The sequence below is a fragment of the uncultured Martelella sp. genome, assembly GCF_963677965.2.
Lineage (GTDB): Bacteria > Pseudomonadota > Alphaproteobacteria > Rhizobiales > Rhizobiaceae > Martelella > Martelella mangrovi.
Map to the genome: position 1 here is coordinate 1,903,898 of NZ_CAXXFM010000001.1, position 15,256 is coordinate 1,919,153.

General features: G+C 59.0%; 12 protein-coding genes. 4 read left to right on the forward strand and 8 right to left on the reverse strand.

Annotation, left to right across the window (positions count from 1 at the left end):
- Nucleotides 1-167: 167 nt before the first annotated feature.
- Both ACHZCU_RS09005 and uxuA read left to right on the forward strand, forming a co-directional pair.
- Nucleotides 168-1,316 (forward strand): L-idonate 5-dehydrogenase, encoded by a 1,149-nt coding sequence (locus ACHZCU_RS09005; RefSeq protein ID WP_319518501.1) that lies wholly within the window; start codon nt 168-170, stop codon nt 1,314-1,316.
- Between the two features lie 2 nt (nt 1,317-1,318).
- A complete protein-coding gene (gene uxuA, locus ACHZCU_RS09010; RefSeq protein ID WP_319518502.1) occupies nt 1,319-2,524 on the forward strand; it encodes a mannonate dehydratase in 1,206 nt (401 codons plus the stop codon).
- A 472-nt stretch (nt 2,525-2,996) separates the two neighbouring features.
- On the opposite strand, the gene ACHZCU_RS09015 is transcribed toward uxuA, so the two are convergent.
- The 5 genes from ACHZCU_RS09015 to ACHZCU_RS09035 all read right to left on the reverse strand — a co-directional run bounded on the left by ACHZCU_RS09015 (nt 2,997) and on the right by ACHZCU_RS09035 (nt 10,010).
- Nucleotides 2,997-4,748: an SMP-30/gluconolactonase/LRE family protein gene (locus tag ACHZCU_RS09015; RefSeq protein ID WP_319518503.1), complete on the reverse strand. Its 1,752-nt coding sequence runs from the start codon at nt 4,746-4,748 to the stop codon at nt 2,997-2,999.
- Nucleotides 4,749-4,926: 178 nt separating this feature from the next.
- On the reverse strand, nt 4,927-6,846 hold the full coding sequence (locus tag ACHZCU_RS09020; protein WP_319518504.1) for a TRAP transporter permease: 1,920 nt from the start codon (nt 6,844-6,846) through the stop codon (nt 4,927-4,929).
- A 66-nt stretch (nt 6,847-6,912) separates the two neighbouring features.
- Nucleotides 6,913-7,902, reverse strand: coding sequence for a TAXI family TRAP transporter solute-binding subunit (locus ACHZCU_RS09025; RefSeq protein WP_319518505.1), 990 nt, complete (start codon nt 7,900-7,902; stop codon nt 6,913-6,915).
- Between the two features lie 30 nt (nt 7,903-7,932).
- Nucleotides 7,933-9,102, reverse strand: coding sequence for a mandelate racemase/muconate lactonizing enzyme family protein (locus ACHZCU_RS09030; RefSeq protein ID WP_319518506.1), 1,170 nt, complete (start codon nt 9,100-9,102; stop codon nt 7,933-7,935).
- Entirely contained in the window at nt 9,099-10,010 is a 912-nt protein-coding gene (locus tag ACHZCU_RS09035; protein WP_319518507.1) for a dihydrodipicolinate synthase family protein, read from the reverse strand. The genes ACHZCU_RS09030 and ACHZCU_RS09035 overlap by 4 nt, the downstream gene beginning before the upstream one ends.
- A gap of 105 nt (nt 10,011-10,115) precedes the next feature.
- Here ACHZCU_RS09035 and ACHZCU_RS09040 point away from each other — a divergent pair, with 105 nt between their 5' ends.
- Complete coding sequence (locus ACHZCU_RS09040; RefSeq protein ID WP_319518508.1) at nt 10,116-11,057, forward strand: 2-dehydro-3-deoxygalactonokinase; 942 nt, start codon at nt 10,116-10,118, stop codon at nt 11,055-11,057.
- A gap of 318 nt (nt 11,058-11,375) precedes the next feature.
- On the opposite strand, the gene ACHZCU_RS09045 is transcribed toward ACHZCU_RS09040, so the two are convergent.
- The 3 genes from ACHZCU_RS09045 to ACHZCU_RS09055 form a co-directional block, all read right to left on the reverse strand.
- Nucleotides 11,376-12,671, reverse strand: a complete 1,296-nt coding sequence (locus tag ACHZCU_RS09045) for a TRAP transporter large permease (RefSeq protein ID WP_319518509.1) — start codon at nt 12,669-12,671, stop codon at nt 11,376-11,378.
- Nucleotides 12,668-13,186 (reverse strand): TRAP transporter small permease, encoded by a 519-nt coding sequence (locus ACHZCU_RS09050; RefSeq protein WP_319518510.1) that lies wholly within the window; start codon nt 13,184-13,186, stop codon nt 12,668-12,670. The genes ACHZCU_RS09045 and ACHZCU_RS09050 overlap by 4 nt, the downstream gene beginning before the upstream one ends.
- 184 nt (nt 13,187-13,370) lie before the next feature.
- Nucleotides 13,371-14,402, reverse strand: a complete 1,032-nt coding sequence (locus tag ACHZCU_RS09055) for a TRAP transporter substrate-binding protein DctP (RefSeq protein ID WP_319518511.1) — start codon at nt 14,400-14,402, stop codon at nt 13,371-13,373.
- 195 nt (nt 14,403-14,597) lie between these two features.
- Between ACHZCU_RS09055 and ACHZCU_RS09060 the strand changes: the two genes are divergently transcribed.
- Nucleotides 14,598-15,248: a GntR family transcriptional regulator gene (locus ACHZCU_RS09060; protein ID WP_319518512.1), complete on the forward strand. Its 651-nt coding sequence runs from the start codon at nt 14,598-14,600 to the stop codon at nt 15,246-15,248.
- Nucleotides 15,249-15,256 lie beyond the last annotated feature (8 nt).

Consider the following 15,256-nt stretch of genomic DNA (forward strand, 5'->3'; position numbering starts at 1 on the left):
TCGATAGTGTAAAGCCATTTTGAAAATTAACTGATGGGCAAACACAAGATCGGCAGCAGGGGCCGCAACCGGCGTCTGCGGCTTAAAGGGAGGAGAAGCGGTGATGGAAAGCATGCGGCGCGATGCAACGAGCGGAAACCGCGGACCGGTGCTTGCGGGCATCGTCTTTGACCAGACACCATCCACTTCTCTCAAAGCAAAAGTTGAATGTTGCTATCTCGGAATTCGAGAAGGGAGTTTTTGTTATGTCTGGAATGCCTGTGAAGCAGGCGGATATCCTGCGTCTTCATGCACAGCAGGATCTGCGGCTTGAAACATGTGAGGCTGCTGCCCCGGGACTGGGGCAGGTCAGGATTGCCATGGAGCGAGGCGGCATCTGTGGATCGGATCTGCACTATTTTGCGCATGGCGGTGTTGGACAGATCCGGGTCCGCGAGCCCATTATACTGGGCCACGAAGCAGCCGGCCGCATTGAGGCGATCGGTCAGGGTGTCGATACGCTGACGCCGGGCATGCTGGTTGCGGTCAATCCCAGCCGCCCCTGTGGACATTGCCGTTTTTGCAGGTCCGGAATGGAGCGGCATTGCACGGACATGCACTTCATGGGCAGCGCTATGCATCTGCCGCATGAACAGGGCCTCTACCGGTCGTACCTCACCGTCGATGCGGCCCAGTGCTTCGCCTTCCCCGAAGGCATCAGTGCAGGCGAAGCGGCGTGTTCCGAGCCGCTTGCGGTTTGCCTTCACGCCGTTTCGCGCGTGCCCTCTGGCGTCGACAAGCTCAATGTTCTCGTCACCGGCTGCGGTCCTATCGGTTGCCTGACGATTGCAGCGGCGAAAGCGGCAGGTGCAGCTCATATCGTCGCCACCGATCTTAATGCGGAAGCACTGGAGGTCGCCTCGAAAATGGGTGCCGATGTGACCATCGACCTCAAGGCTCGTCCGAACGGTGTCTCTGAAGAGGGCCCTTATGATGTGGCGTTCGAGTGCTCTGCAGCCTCGCAAGCAGTGACGAGCGCCATCGAGGCTCTGGAGCCCTGCGGCGTTCTGGTCGAAGTCGGCGTTGCCGGCACGATGGAACTGCCGGTCGGACGCATGGTCGCCCGCGAAATCTCCTATATCGGTACGCATCGCTTCGACAGCGAATTTGCCGATGCCGTGAATGCCATCGGATCGCGGCGTATTGACGTGCGGCCAATCATCACCAGGACCTATCCCATGAACCAGGCAGGCGCGGCCTTCGCCCTTGCGCTGGACAAGAGCAAAAGCTGCAAGGTCCATATTGCGCTCAACGAAACAGAAGATAAGCAGGCCTGACAATGCAACAGACATGGCGCTGGTTCGGTCCAGCAGACAAGGTGACAGTGGAAACGATGATGCAGGCGGGCGTCGAGGGGGTGGTGTCGGCCCTTCATCACGTCCCGACTGGAAGGGTGTGGACCACCGAGGAAATAGAGCTTCGCCGGCAGCAGATCGCAACAATGGCAAACGGGCGTCCGTCGGGACTTGGCTGGAGCGTGGTCGAATCGCTTCCTGTCTCGGAAGACATCAAGAAACAGAAGGGCGAGTGGAAAACACATACTGAAAACTGGAAGCAATCGATGCGGCATCTGGCGGCCGCGGGTATCGATGTGATCTGCTACAATTTCATGCCGGTGCTCGACTGGACCCGCACGGACCTTGCATGGGAACGGCCGAACGGTGCGCGCTGCATGCGGTTCGATCTGATCGACTTCGCCGCATACGATATCCACATTCTCGCGCGTCCCGGGGCGGCAGAAAGCTTCCCGATCGATGTCAGGGAGGCCGCTGGAGCCCGCTTCGCGCAGATGAGCGAAACCGATAAGGAAGCAATTGCCGGAAATGTGGTCTTCGGTCTTCCGGGCGCAGCCGAGCGCTTCTCGCTGGACGATGTCAGAACCCAGCTCGGGGAATATGACAATATCAGTGAGGAACAGCTTCAGGGCCATATGATCGACTTCCTTTCGGAAGTCGCGCCGCTTGCCGAAGAACTGGGCGTACGCCTTTGCTGCCATCCGGACGACCCGCCGTTTCCGCTTCTCGGGCTGCCCAGAATTATGTCGACGCAAGCGCAATATCGAAAGATCCTTGATGCTGTCGATCTGCCGGCAAACGGTGTGACGCTTTGTTCCGGGGCGCTGGGCGCACGTCCGGACAACGACCCTGTAGCGATTATGAGAGCGCTCGGCGACCGCGTGCATTTCATGCATCTTCGCAATGTAACGATTGAGGGCGATGCTGTGATGAATTCCTTCTACGAGGATCAGCATCTGACCGGACACACCGATATGGCTGCGCTTGTAAACGCGGTCGTCGAAGAAGAGCATCGTCGCAAAGCCGCAGGACGGTCGGACTGGTCAATTCCGATCAGGCCCGATCATGGACAGGATATCCTCGACGATATCGGCCGGCAGGCGCAACCGGGATACCCCGCGATTGGCAGGCTTAAAGGTCTTGCAGAACTTCGCGGGCTCTTCGCCGCCTTCGAGTGGAAAGCCGAGTAGTTCGCTCCTGGCGTGAAGGTTAGACAAAACGCCAACTGAAGTGCCTTCAGGTCACACAGGAGCCGAATGGCGGGATGTGTGAACTTGGCGTAGTTCTTCCTTTGACCATGACGTGCCGGTTCTTGCCAATCCAGACAGGAACCGGCACGTCCTAATCGTAGGCCCCTTGTGTTTCTCGCTCTCGGTGGGGCCTGCGCTCTTCAGGTGTTCTGCGACGGCCCGGCCAATCGAGATAGGCTTATGTTTCGAGCCGGAAGCATTTTACGCGCCCGTTCAGCGGTGGAAGCAATTTTGCGGTGGGAAATGAGGTCGCGGCCTATCTGCTTCATGCCGCACGCGCTGTGGCAGCGGTCAAGGTATTTTGCCTACAAACGAGACCCTTCCTCCTGATATCCAAACTGCATTCTGTCCATCGTCATTCGACGACGGACGTCAAAGGCCTTGAGGCGGAACATTGTCTGACGGCCGGAAATCAACGTTTGGAGATGAAAAGGGGGCTTGGCGCTCCCTTCTCCTTCGTACGGCACGCGAACAGGCCGCCTGAAAGCGGGGCTTCGGTGAGGGTGGCGGCGGGAAGGCGTGTACGCGCGCTTGTGATGAACAGCGTGTCGAGGTCCTTTCCACCGAAGGTCAGGCTCGTCGGGCGGGGCACGGGAAGCTCGACCGCCCGATCGAAACGACCATCAGGCCGGTATCGTTTAACGCACCAGCCGTCCCAGATCGCCACCCATACGCCGCCTTCCGCGTCCACGGTCAGTCCGTCCGGACGGCCCTCGCTGTCCTCCACGGTAACGAAGATGCGCCGGTTCGAAGCCGTCCCGGTCCCGATTTCGAAATCATAGGCGTAGATATGTCCCGGCACGGTGTCGATGAAGTAGAGCGTGCGGCCGTCGGGGCTCCAGCCAAGGCCGTTGGATACGGTAATACCGGTCTCCTTCGTCTCGAAGCGTCCGTCGGCAAGAACGCGGTAAAGCGCCCCAGAAGGACGGCTCGCATCGATCCGCATGGAGCCGACCCAGATGGCGCCGTCCGGTCCGGTCTTGGCATCGTTCAAACGGTTTTCCGCGACGCCGGCTTCAGGGTGGACAAAGGGTTCGAGTTTGCCGCTGGCGAAATCGAACCACTCTATGCCGTCCTGCGTCGTCAGCAGCAGTTTTCCGTCCTCGGCGGGCAAGACCGAACTGACGAGCTTTCCGATATCCCGGCTTTCATTACGCCTGCTGACGGGGTCGAAGCGGAAAACATTGGGGCCGAGAATGTCGACCCAGTAAAGAACATGCTCTGTGGGGTGCCAGACCGGCGCCTCTCCAAGCTGCGCGCCCCACGGGAGCACGCATTCCAGCGGTGTGCTGGCATTGCCGGTTGTCGAGCGCGGTCGCGGATGGGAGCTGATGGCGACTGCTCCGGCCGCGCCGGTGATCCGTCGCGCGGCTGCGATCAGTTCGCGGCCGATGACGTGCATCGAAGTTTCCGTCAGCCGCGACGATGGTCCGAGCACCGTCAGCGCGCCGACCGGCAGCCCGTCCCGTCCGGCAATGGTCACCGCAACCGAATTGACGCCGGGCAGGTGCTCCTCGAACGAAATGGCATAGCCGCGTGCCTGTGTGAGCGTCAGTTCGGCCTGCAGCTTTTCCATCGTGGTAATGGTGGTCGCGGTATAGGCGTGAAAGCTGAGACGATGCAGAAGCGCGCGAGCGACGCCGGGCTCCTGGAAGGCAAGCAAGGCTTTGCCGGCCGCCGTGGAATAGACCGGCGCCCGCCAGCCCGGATCGATCAGAACGCCAAGTCCTGTCCCAGCCTGCTGTTCCATGAAATGCACCTCGTCGCCATCCAACACGCAAAGGGCCACTGTTTCGCCCAGCTCGGAGGAAAGATTGCGCAACTCGGGAGAGGCAAAGGCGGAGAGGTCGAAGGTTTCCCACACTTTCTGCGAAAGCTGCATGAAGCGGGCGCCGAGAACATAGGTGCCCTGCGACGTGTCCTGTCGCACCAGACCGAAGGCGACCAGCGTGCGCAGTATGCGCGCGAAAGTCGGTTTGGAAAGTCCCGATTGTTTGTGCAGTTCAGAAAAGCGCAGCGGTTGCTTGGCGTCTGCCACAAGGTTCAGCAAGGTGAAGCCCTTTGCCAGAGCCGCAGCGCCGCCGGGGACTGTCGCTTCTCTCTTTCCGGCGTGTTTTCGGTCGCGCGGCAGATCGTCCGTTCCCGTCCCGTCCTTGTTGTCCATGTCCGCTACTTGTCCCGACAGGTTTGTGCATGCGCTTTCAACGCCAAGGTAGTAATCGACGGTTCATGCGAAAGCAAGATTGCCGTCCGGATGGAGGGGGTGTCCTCCGCATCGGGACATATGGCGGTGATCGGATATGGGCGCGTCGAGATTTTCGCTCGCCGCGCCTATGTCAATGTCAGGCGTCCACGCGTTTTGCTTCGGGCGCAGGCGATCCGGACAGTTTGACGAATACGAACAGGGCAATCAGCGCCGGTATCGTGATGTAGAGCGAGTTGTCCGCCATGAAGCCTATGGCAAGGACGAGCGGAACCAGACGCTGGATCAGTGTCAGTTTCCTGTGAAGGCAACCCGATGCGGCAGCGGCAAGAAGTACCATTCCGATGAGGCAAGTGCCGATCTGGTAGATGACCTCCCAGAGAGAACCTATCAGCAGCAGCTCATTGTGGAATACGAACAGATACGGCACGATGAAAGCGGGAATGCTGAACTTGAACGCGAGAAGGCTTGTTCGCATTGGATCGGCTCCCGCCATCGTTGCTGCCGCGTAGGACGAGATGGCGACTGGTGGGGTGATTGCCGAAAAAACCCCGAAATAGAGGATGAAGAGATGGGCTGCGATCGGCAGTACGCCTGCCTCTGTCATGGCCGGGGCGGCAATGGCGACGATCAGGATATAGGCCGCAGATGTCGGCAGGCCCATGCCCAGGACGATTGAAGCCAGCATCATGAAGACCAGAAGCAACGGCAGATTGTTCCCGGCCGCGCCGAGGACGACCGAGGCGAACTTCACGCCGAGGCCGGTTTCGGCTGCGACGCCGACGATAATGCCGGCGGCGGCACAGGTGACGCAGATCAGGACCGCATCTTTCGTGCCGTCGATCAGCGTGCGGATGATGGCGATCGGCCCCATCCTGGTGGCTTTGCGGAATGCCGCGAAAATGACCACGCTGACCAGGGCGATCACCGCCGACAGGTAGGGCGTGTAACCCATGAACATGACCGTGACGACGATGACGAGCGGCAGGATCAGGTAAAGCCGTTTGAGAATTGATCCCCACTGGGGAATGTTCTGATCTTCGATCCCCTTCATTCCGAGCTTCACGGACTCGAAATGAACCGCGGCGAAGATGCCGGAAAAGAACATCAGGGCCGGAATGGCTGCGATGACGATGAGCTCGGTATAGGGAATGCCGAGGAAATCGACCAGCAAAAAGGCTGCAGCACCCATCACCGGCGGCAGAACCTGCCCGCCGGTAGACGCGGCGGACTCGACGGCGCCGGCAAGAGCAGGGGAATAGCCTCCGCGTTTCATCAACGGAATGGTGTAGGCCCCGGTGGAAACCACATTTGCCGTGGCGCTGCCCGAGATCGATCCCATGAATGCCGACGAGATCACGGCCATCTTGGCCGGACCGCCGCGGGAACGACCTGCAAGGGCAAAGGCGATATCGATGAAAAGCTCGCCTGCGCCCGAACGTTCGAGAAATTTTCCGAACAGGACAAACACAAAGATGAAGGTGGCCGAGGCGGCGATGGGAATACTGAAGACGCCGTCAGTAGTGAAGACAAGCTTGTCGATCAGTTCGGCAAAGGTGCTGCCGGAATAATTGAACGGGCCGGGAATGACACTGCCGAACAGCGTGTAGAGGACTGCCACGACGCAGATCACCACCATGCCCAGGCCAACGATCCTGCGCGCGCCTTCCAGAACGCAGAAGAGCAACACCACGCCGATGGCAAGCTGGAAGATGCTCAGTTCGTCAATGCCGGGAAGCCGGTCGATGATATCCGCATAGCCGAATCTGGACAGATAGGCGGTTGTCGACGCGGACAGGACGACAAGCAGCAAATCCCACCAGATCAAACGGGGGCGCTGCGTAGACGCGCTGGGTTTGAGCAGGAAGGCCAGCGGCAAGAGCAGCATCACGTGGGTCGTACGAAACCTGTAGGCCTCGGGGATCCCCGTGATGACAAGCTGAAGATGATAGATTGCTGCGATCAGGGCAATGCCTTGGGCGAGCCTGGTAAGCCCGCCCCGCATTGCCTCGAAAGCGCTCTTCGGGTGGCGTTCTGCCGCCGCCTGCGCTTCCTTCATTTCATTTTCCTCCACTTGACGCCCGAGAGGCGTTTCTGATTGTCAGATAGTTTCCTGCAAGACGCGTTATTCCGTGGCGCTGACTTCGCGGAAGAACTTCTCCGCGCCCGGATGCAGCGGAATGCCGACGCCCGATGCACAGGCCTTGGCCGAGACCAGATAGGTCTTGATCGAGTTGGACAGGCTGGCAAGGCGCTTGCGTGCGGCATCCGAGCACAGGGCCTTGGTCATCTCGTAGGCCGTCTCTTCGGAGACCGCATCGTTGGTAAGAAGGATGACGCCTCCTGCAACGGTGCTTGTCGGCGTATCGATGCCCTCATAGGTGCCGGCCGGAATTTTCGACGCGATATAACCATACTTGTCGCCCAGAACGTCGATCGTCTCATCGCTGAGCGAGAGAAGCTTCATCTCCCTGGCGGCATTGATCTCGACGATCGCGGCATAGGGCAGGCCGGACAGCATCGTGACGCCATCAAGGTGCCCGTCGCGGATAAGCGAGTTCGCATCGCTGATAGAGACGAATTCCACTCGTCCGCCCCAGTCGCGGATATCGTCATAGGTAATGCCGTTGGCCTCGAGTACGCGGCGGCTCAGAAGTTCCAGTTCCCGGCCCTTCGGGCCGACGGCCAGCCGGAGCGGGTACTGTTCTTCCTTCAGTTCTGCCAGCGAGTTGACGGGGACGCTCTCCAGCAACACAAGCTGGAAGGTGGATTCCATGACCTTTGCCAGCCCGTAGACATTGTCCATCGGTTCGTCGAAGGGTTCCATGCCCTGCCGTGCGGCAAAGGCCATGCCGGAACTGCTGTGGCCGAACTGGGCCTTGTCGCGGGAAACCAGAATGACATTGCCCACGGCGCCGCCCGACTTCACGTTGACATTGATATCGTCCTCCTTCTTCAGCTCCTCGCCGACCTGGACCCCAATGGCATACATGCTGCCGGAAATGGAGCCCATGGTGAAATTGAGCGTTTCCGTGGCGGCTGCCGACAATGTCGAAGCGGCCAGCGTGCCGATTGTCAGCACTGTCGCGGCAGTGATCTTGATAAGGTGTTTCATCGAATGTCTCCTCCGATTTTGGCTAGGTTTTTAGATGGGTTTGAGCAAGCTTATGGCTTCCTCGGATGGTTCAACTCCGAGCCCGGCGCCAGTCGGCAGCGTGTAGCAGCCGGCGGTGCAATCCATGTCGCCTTTCAGCAGGCGGCGATTGGGCTCGAAAATCGAATGCTGGAATTCATGTCCGCGGACTGCGGACAGACTGGCGCTGGCCTGCAGGCTGGCGGCCAGGAAGATACCGGCGCCGATAGTCGCATGGGGAATGACATCGATCCCCAGCTCGCCGGCAAACCGGCCGATCCGGGTGAAGCTGGTAATGCCCTTATGTCCCATTTCCGGTTGCACGATGGCAATCCGGCAACGCTCGACCCGGTGACGCATGTCCCAGACGGTGCGCCATTCTTCGCCGACGGCAATGCACTGGTCGGTTGATTTCGAGACCTCCTCCAGTCCCTGGATATCTTCGGTCCGGACCGGCGCTTCGGCAAACCATAGGTCGTGCGGCGCCATCGCCTCGATCAACGCCAGGGCTTCGGTTGCGGTCTGGTTCCAATGCATGTCGGCCGCGATCCTAGCCGTGGGGCCGAGGGCGGCACGAAGGCTCTGCAATTCGGCGGCGGGGCCATCATCAGCGACGGGGCTGGCGAACTTGAAAGCATTGAAGCCACGCTCCTGCCAATGAACCGCCAGGGCGGCACGTGCTTCCCTCGTCTTTTCCGGCAGCCCCGAGACATAGGCGGGGATAGTCTGGTGGCAGCGTGTTCCCAAAAGGTCGGCAACCGGCTTATCCGCCAACCGGCCGGCGATGTCCCACAATGCAATGTCGATTGCGGCCAGCGCATCGACATAAAAACCGCCGGTATAACCGCGAACCCTCATCAGGTCATAGAGATCGTCGAAGACTGCCGGTGGATCGGTCGGGTCGCGGCCGATCGTGAAATCTGCAAGCAGATCCCGGATGATTTCTCCGACTGCGCCGGGGGCGGCAAGGCCATAGGTTTCGCCCCAGCCGATCACGCCGTGATCCGTCTCAATGCGCACCAGCACCGACCGGTCGAATATCGGATAGACCGTGCGGTTGCCCTTGCGTACGAGATAACCGCGCGCGTTCGGTTCCTCGCCGGCTCGCGCGGCGCCGAGATAGGGCGTGTCGCGCGGCTGGGTGAGCGTGAAGACGTTGATCCTGGCGACAGTGTCGTTCATTGGGCCGCCTCGGTCTGTGCTTCGAAAACCCCGAGTTCGGCCAGATTGGTGTCGATATCGGCTATGGCGGTTTCATCCAGCTCCGGCGTTTGGGCGCGAACCACCGTATTGTTCAAAATTCCGCGCCTCTGCATGACCAGCTTTGTCAGACGCATGCGGTAAACGGCCTGCAGCACGAGAAGCGGCAACGACCGGATGTAGAGGGAGCGGGCCTTGTCGTGGTTTCCGCTACGCCATGCATTGTCGATCTCGACATGAATATCGGCGATCTCGATCGCCGGCATCGCGGCACAGGCGCCACGCGTATATTCATCGAGAATATAGCGTGCGCCGCCACCGCCGATCACGCCCTTGAGCGACGAAGGTCCGTTTGTAACAATGGCCTTGATCGCCGGGCCTGCCGGCAGCGTTTCTTCTTTGACGTAGGACACGCTGGGGACCTCGCGAACGATCCGCAGGATCGTCTCCGGCGTCAGGGCCGATCCGCGGGGCGCCGGCGCGTTCTGCAGGATGATTTTTGCTCCAGGCAGTTTTTCGGCCACCGCCGTCATGAAATCCAGCGCCTCGTCTGCGTCAAGCGCCTTGGGCGGCTGGATCATCAGATACTTAATACCCAGTTCGCCCGCCAGGCGACCGTGGGCGGCGACCTCTTCCACGCTGGCGGCGCTCGCCCCGGCAATCACCGGCATACGGTCATCTATCGTTTCGACAATGATGCGGAGCAATTCGGCACGCTCGCTGGCGGTCAATTCTTCCACCTCGCTGGCAAAGCCGGGGAAGACGAGGCCCGATACACCTGTCTTTACCGCGAATTCGACAACCCGCTTCATCGCTTCGCTGTCGATGTCGCCCTGATGCGTGAAAGGGGTTGGAAGCACCGGAAAGATGCCTTCTAGAGTGCGCTCCATCAACTAGGTCCTTTTTATGATACCTTATATTACATATTGACACTACCGTGATTGTCGGCGAAAAGCAACTCCATTCATTTCACCTTCGGATCGGAGAGGCCTCCAATGCCCAAAACAGAAGGTTCGCCAGCGAGAATTGTCATCGACTGGGGGACGACGTCCTTTCGTGCAATGCTTGTTGATGAGGCAGGTGCGGTCATAGAGGAGATCGAGAACGAACGGGGGATCAAGGTTCTTGCCAAGGGAGCGTATGAGCAGGAACTGCGCGACCAGATCGGCGGCTGGCTTCACACGCACGGCCCGATGACGATCTACGCAATGGGGATGATCACCAGCCGCAACGGCTGGGTGGAGGTTCCCTATGTGGCTTGTCCGGTCTCCGTTGCAGATCTCGCCGGGAAAATCATGCGCCGGTCATTGCCGGATGGGTCGGAAGTCATTTTCCTGCCCGGCATCACTGATCTCGCCCGCACACCATATCCCGATGTGATGCGTGGCGAGGAGACCCAGATTGTCGGCTTCGGCCTCGAACAAAACATGACGCTTGTATTGCCGGGTACGCATAGCAAGTGGGCGCGCGTGGCCGAGGGCAGCATTCAGGGATTTCAGACCTTTGTTACCGGCGAGCTTTTTGCACTTCTGGCGCAGCATTCGTTTATCGCCGCGTCAGGTGATCTGTCGGGCGAACCCGACATGGCAGCCTTCGAGCGCGGGGTTCGCACAGCACTGGCGGGAACGCCGCAGCATGATGCTCTTCCGACCCTGCTGTTTTCTGCGCGGGCCGGCATGCTGGCAGGGCAGTTGCAGCCGGGACAGATGCGCGACTATGTTTCGGGATTGCTGATCGGGCACGAATTTGCCGGCGCGTTTTCCTGTGGCTGGTGCAGGCCGGGCGATATGGTCGGTATCGTCGGCAATGATGGATTGAATGATCGCTATGCCCGTGCCGCGAAAATAGCCGGCCTTTTGGTGGATGATGGCGGTGAGCACGCCGGGCTTGTCGGCGCCGTGAAGGTTGCTGCAGAACTGGAAGCCCTTCATCGGTAGTCTCGTAAACCCCGGTAATGGTATCGGTCTTTGGCAGCAGCATTGAGACATATGGCAACGGCGCACGTGCGCTTAGGCTCCATCGAACTCTACAGATTCCGGTGGACACACCGTACTGGCGAACTCGCCTTCGTTGAAGATACTCGGGAGATCACATGGTTGATCGCTCCGCTTCGGTGCATGCAACAGTTGGTCAACATGCTTGCGCGTTTCGCCTCCACTCCAGACACGACCGATCTCGTTCCATTTCAAAAAGTTGCGGGCATTGCTGCCTGGGCAGCTTGCCCGGGCAGCAAAACAGGCTCCCACGCCGCGCCTTTACGGTTTGATTTGGCCGAACTGACGTGGCAGGGCGAGTGTAAGGTCGTCCCATAGACCGATTGTTACCACCGCAATCAATCCGATGATGACGAAGGGGACCAGGGCGACGCTCAAGCGTCCTATCCCGATGCGCGCGACGTTGGCGACGGCCAGGATCACGTTGCCGACGGGCGGGGTGATCAGGCCGAGGACGCAGTTCACGATCAGCATGATGCCAAGTTGCACAGGGTGCAATCCCGCGCCGATCGCCAGCGGGGCAACCACCGGCGCGAACAGGATAATCGAGATACTTGCATCCAGCCACATGCCGCAGAACAGGAAAAACACGTTGATCATCAGTACGACGATCAATCGGTTATCCGAAATTCCCGAAAACAAGGCGGTCACAAGCGAAGGCACGTCCTCCATGGCAAAGACCCAGCTCATTGCCGACGCGCCGGCAATGATGAAGAAAAGCCGTGCCGTATCGCGTGCTGCTACTGTCAGGATCGACCCGAAATCGCGCATACGGATTGTCCGCAGGAAAAAGACCGAGACGACCATTGAATAGGCCACGCATACGGCTGCTGCCTCTGTTGGCGTGAACCAGCCGATGATGATGCCGCGTATGATGATGATCGGCATGAGCACGGCGAAAAAGGCATCCCTGAAACCGATGCCGAGCTTGCGCGGGGTCACCTCGACTCTGACCTTGGGATATTGCCGCTTCCAGGCGAGAAACTGGATCAGCCCCATGATCAGCACGGACAGGAAAAGGCCCGGAAAAATTGCCGCGGAGAACATCGCCCCGACGGAGACATTCATTGTCGCAGCGTAGACGATGATGATCGTGCTCGGAGGGATGATGGCGCCGATCAGGGACGACGATGCCGTGATGGCGGAGGAGAAACCGCGATCATAACCCTGCCGAACCATCGCGGGAATGAACATTTTCCCCAGCGACGCGATATCGCCCAGCGCTACGCCGGTAACACCGGAGAACATGACGCTGGCAAGCACATTGACCTGAGCCAGGCCGCCGCGAATGCGGCCGATCAGCATGTTGCAGAAATCGAACAGCCGGTCCGTCAGCTTGCCACGATTCATGATTTCGCCGGTCAGCAGGAAGAATGGTATGGCCATCAGCACAAAAACATCCACGCCGGCATAAAGCCGTTCGGGCAGCATCTTCAGAAAAAAAGGATTTCCGGAGAACATGAGATAAGCGGTCGTCGAAACCATCATCACGACAGCGATCGGCATGCCCAGAAACAGGAGGCCGAGAAAGAGCAAGGTGAATTCGATAATGTTCATTGTTCCTGCTCCGCTGCGGCAATCTCATTTCGAGGGTGGACGAAACCGATGCAATCACGGACCAGCTGAAGTGCGGTGATGACTGCCATGAGGACGGAAGAAACGACAATGGCCGAATAGGGCCAGGCGAGACTGAGGCCCATTGCCGGCGAATGGCTCGAACTGCGTGAAAACGCGGTCAGCCAGCCCTGCCACGCCAGAAAAACGATGAAAATCAAAGTGAGGACATCGATGACGATCCGGCGGGCAGCGTTGGCGCGCGGGCCAAGCACCATGGCAAGAAAGTCGATTTTGATGTGATCATTGTCGCGCATCAGCACCGCAGCGCCGACAAAGCTGACCCAGACGAGGAGATAACGCGTCAGTTCTTCCGACCAGGCGAAAGAAAAACCGAAGAAGTTGCGCGTTACGACCATCGTCATGATGATGACCGCCATGATGAGAAGCAGGCAGTTGCACAGAATCTGCACGCCAAACAGGATGCGGTCCAGGATCACGTCTATGCGATTGAGCATGGCCGCTGTGTCCTTTGAAACCGGATGGCCGGATGAGAGCGCTGATATCGCGCCGCACCTGCATCCGGCGGGATGCTGCGGTGCAGGGTCGAATGCGGAACAGATAGGCCCGCTACATCACGGCTGTGTTGATAAACAGGTTGGAGACAGCCGCCGCGATGCGGCGGCCGCGCTACGCATGACATCAATAGCCGAGTTTGTTTTCAGCCTCGTTGACGGCAGACAGGGCTTCATCGATCAGCGACGGGTCGACCCTCTCTCTCAGCCAGTCCAGCGCTTTTGGCTGCGCCAGAGCGCGAAATTCCTCTTTTTCCGCCGGCGTGGGATCGTAGATCGTTACGCCTTCGCTTTCGAGGAAGTTGCGGCCAATGACCTCGTTTGAAACGGACAGGCCACGGTTGGCGGTGCGTGCAATGATTGCGGCCTGATCGACCGCCGCACGCAGATCATCCGGCAACCCCTCATACCAGGCCTCATTGACGGTGAAGGTGGTCAAACCATAGACATGTCCGTCAAGCGTGATGAATTTCTGGACCTCGTACAGTTTCGGAATCATGAAGGTGGGAATGGAGTTTTCCTGACCGTCGACGACACCGGTCTGCAGTGATGTATAGACCTCGTCCCAGGCAACGGGGGTGGGAGACATGCCCAGGCTTGACGCAATTTCCATATGCAGCGGATGGTTCATCGTCCGCATTTTCAGGCCGGCCATATCTTCTGCCGTCTCGATCGGCCGGTCGGCATTGGAATAGTGGCGAAAGCCCCCGTTTTCAGCCCAGAAGAGCGGGCGCATGCCGGTCTGCTCTGCCATCATGTCGGCCATTTTCTGACCAAACGGGCCATCGAGCACTTCCCATGCAACATCGCGGCTGGTGAACAGGTAAGGGATGCCGAAAACCTGAATATCGGGGAAGTAAGGTGCGATATGTCCGTCGGAAGGGTCGCCCGCCTGGATAATGCCGTCCTTGATCTGGTTGACGACCGATTCGATGCCGCCAAGTTGTCCTCCCGGGAACAGCTTCACGTCGATCCTGCCGCCGGAACGGGCTTCGAGTTCGCGTTGGAAAACTTCAAAATGCGTATAGGCGAAACTCTGCTCGGCCTTCGGTGAGCTTGCCGCGATCCGCATCGTGTAATCGGCGGAGAAAGCCGTGGCGACGGTTGTCGCCAGTATCAGAGCCGAGCCCGCAGTTATTCTCAGGAAATGCGTCAGCATCAAAGTCCTCCTTTGCTGTCGCGAAGTGTCGTGTTTTTAACTTGCATGTAAGGAACTAGCATGCAAATATAACCCTGTCAACGACAGCCAGGGCCAGGGGTTGCAGTCTTTTCTTGCATGGCGATAACGGCCATCATCGGTTGATAATGGGCAACATTCGGAATGAGAGAGATGACGGACAAAACAGCAGACTCGATGAAGATAAATCGGCCGAGGTCCCTGACCTTGCTGGTTGTTGACCGGATCCGGGAAATGATCGTGGAAGACGAGATCGAGCTCGGAGCGTTGATTTCGGAAAATGACCTGGCTGCGAGGCTCGGTGTCAGCCGATCGCCGATCCGTGAGGCATTGCAGCGGCTGGAAATCGAACGGCTCGTTCAGATTTTCCCGCAGCGCGGCACTTTCGTGTTCCAGTTTGAGGAAAAGCAACTCGAGCAAACGTTCGAAATGCGCGACATTCTGGAGTCCGGTGCCCTGCAGATCTGCATTCGCCACGACAGGGACCTGATCGTGGAGCGGCTTGACGAGTCACTTGAAAAAGGTGCGGTTGCGCTCCGGCAAAGTGCGGCCGAATTTCGAAAAGCCGATGCGGGCTTTCACAGCACGATTGTCGAAACATGCGGTAACCGGGACCTGATCGACGCTTATGTCCGCATTTCCGGACGCGTGCGTTCCCTTCTTAATCGCCTGGCGCGAACGGATGCGGAGCTGCAAGGTTCGCAGAACGATCATGCCGCCATTGTCGACCATATCCGTGCCGGGCGCGATGCCGATGCCGTGCAGGCGTTGAGCTGGCACATGAATGGCCTGCCACGCATGTATGCAGAGAAATTCAAGCAGACCTGAAAGTGGAG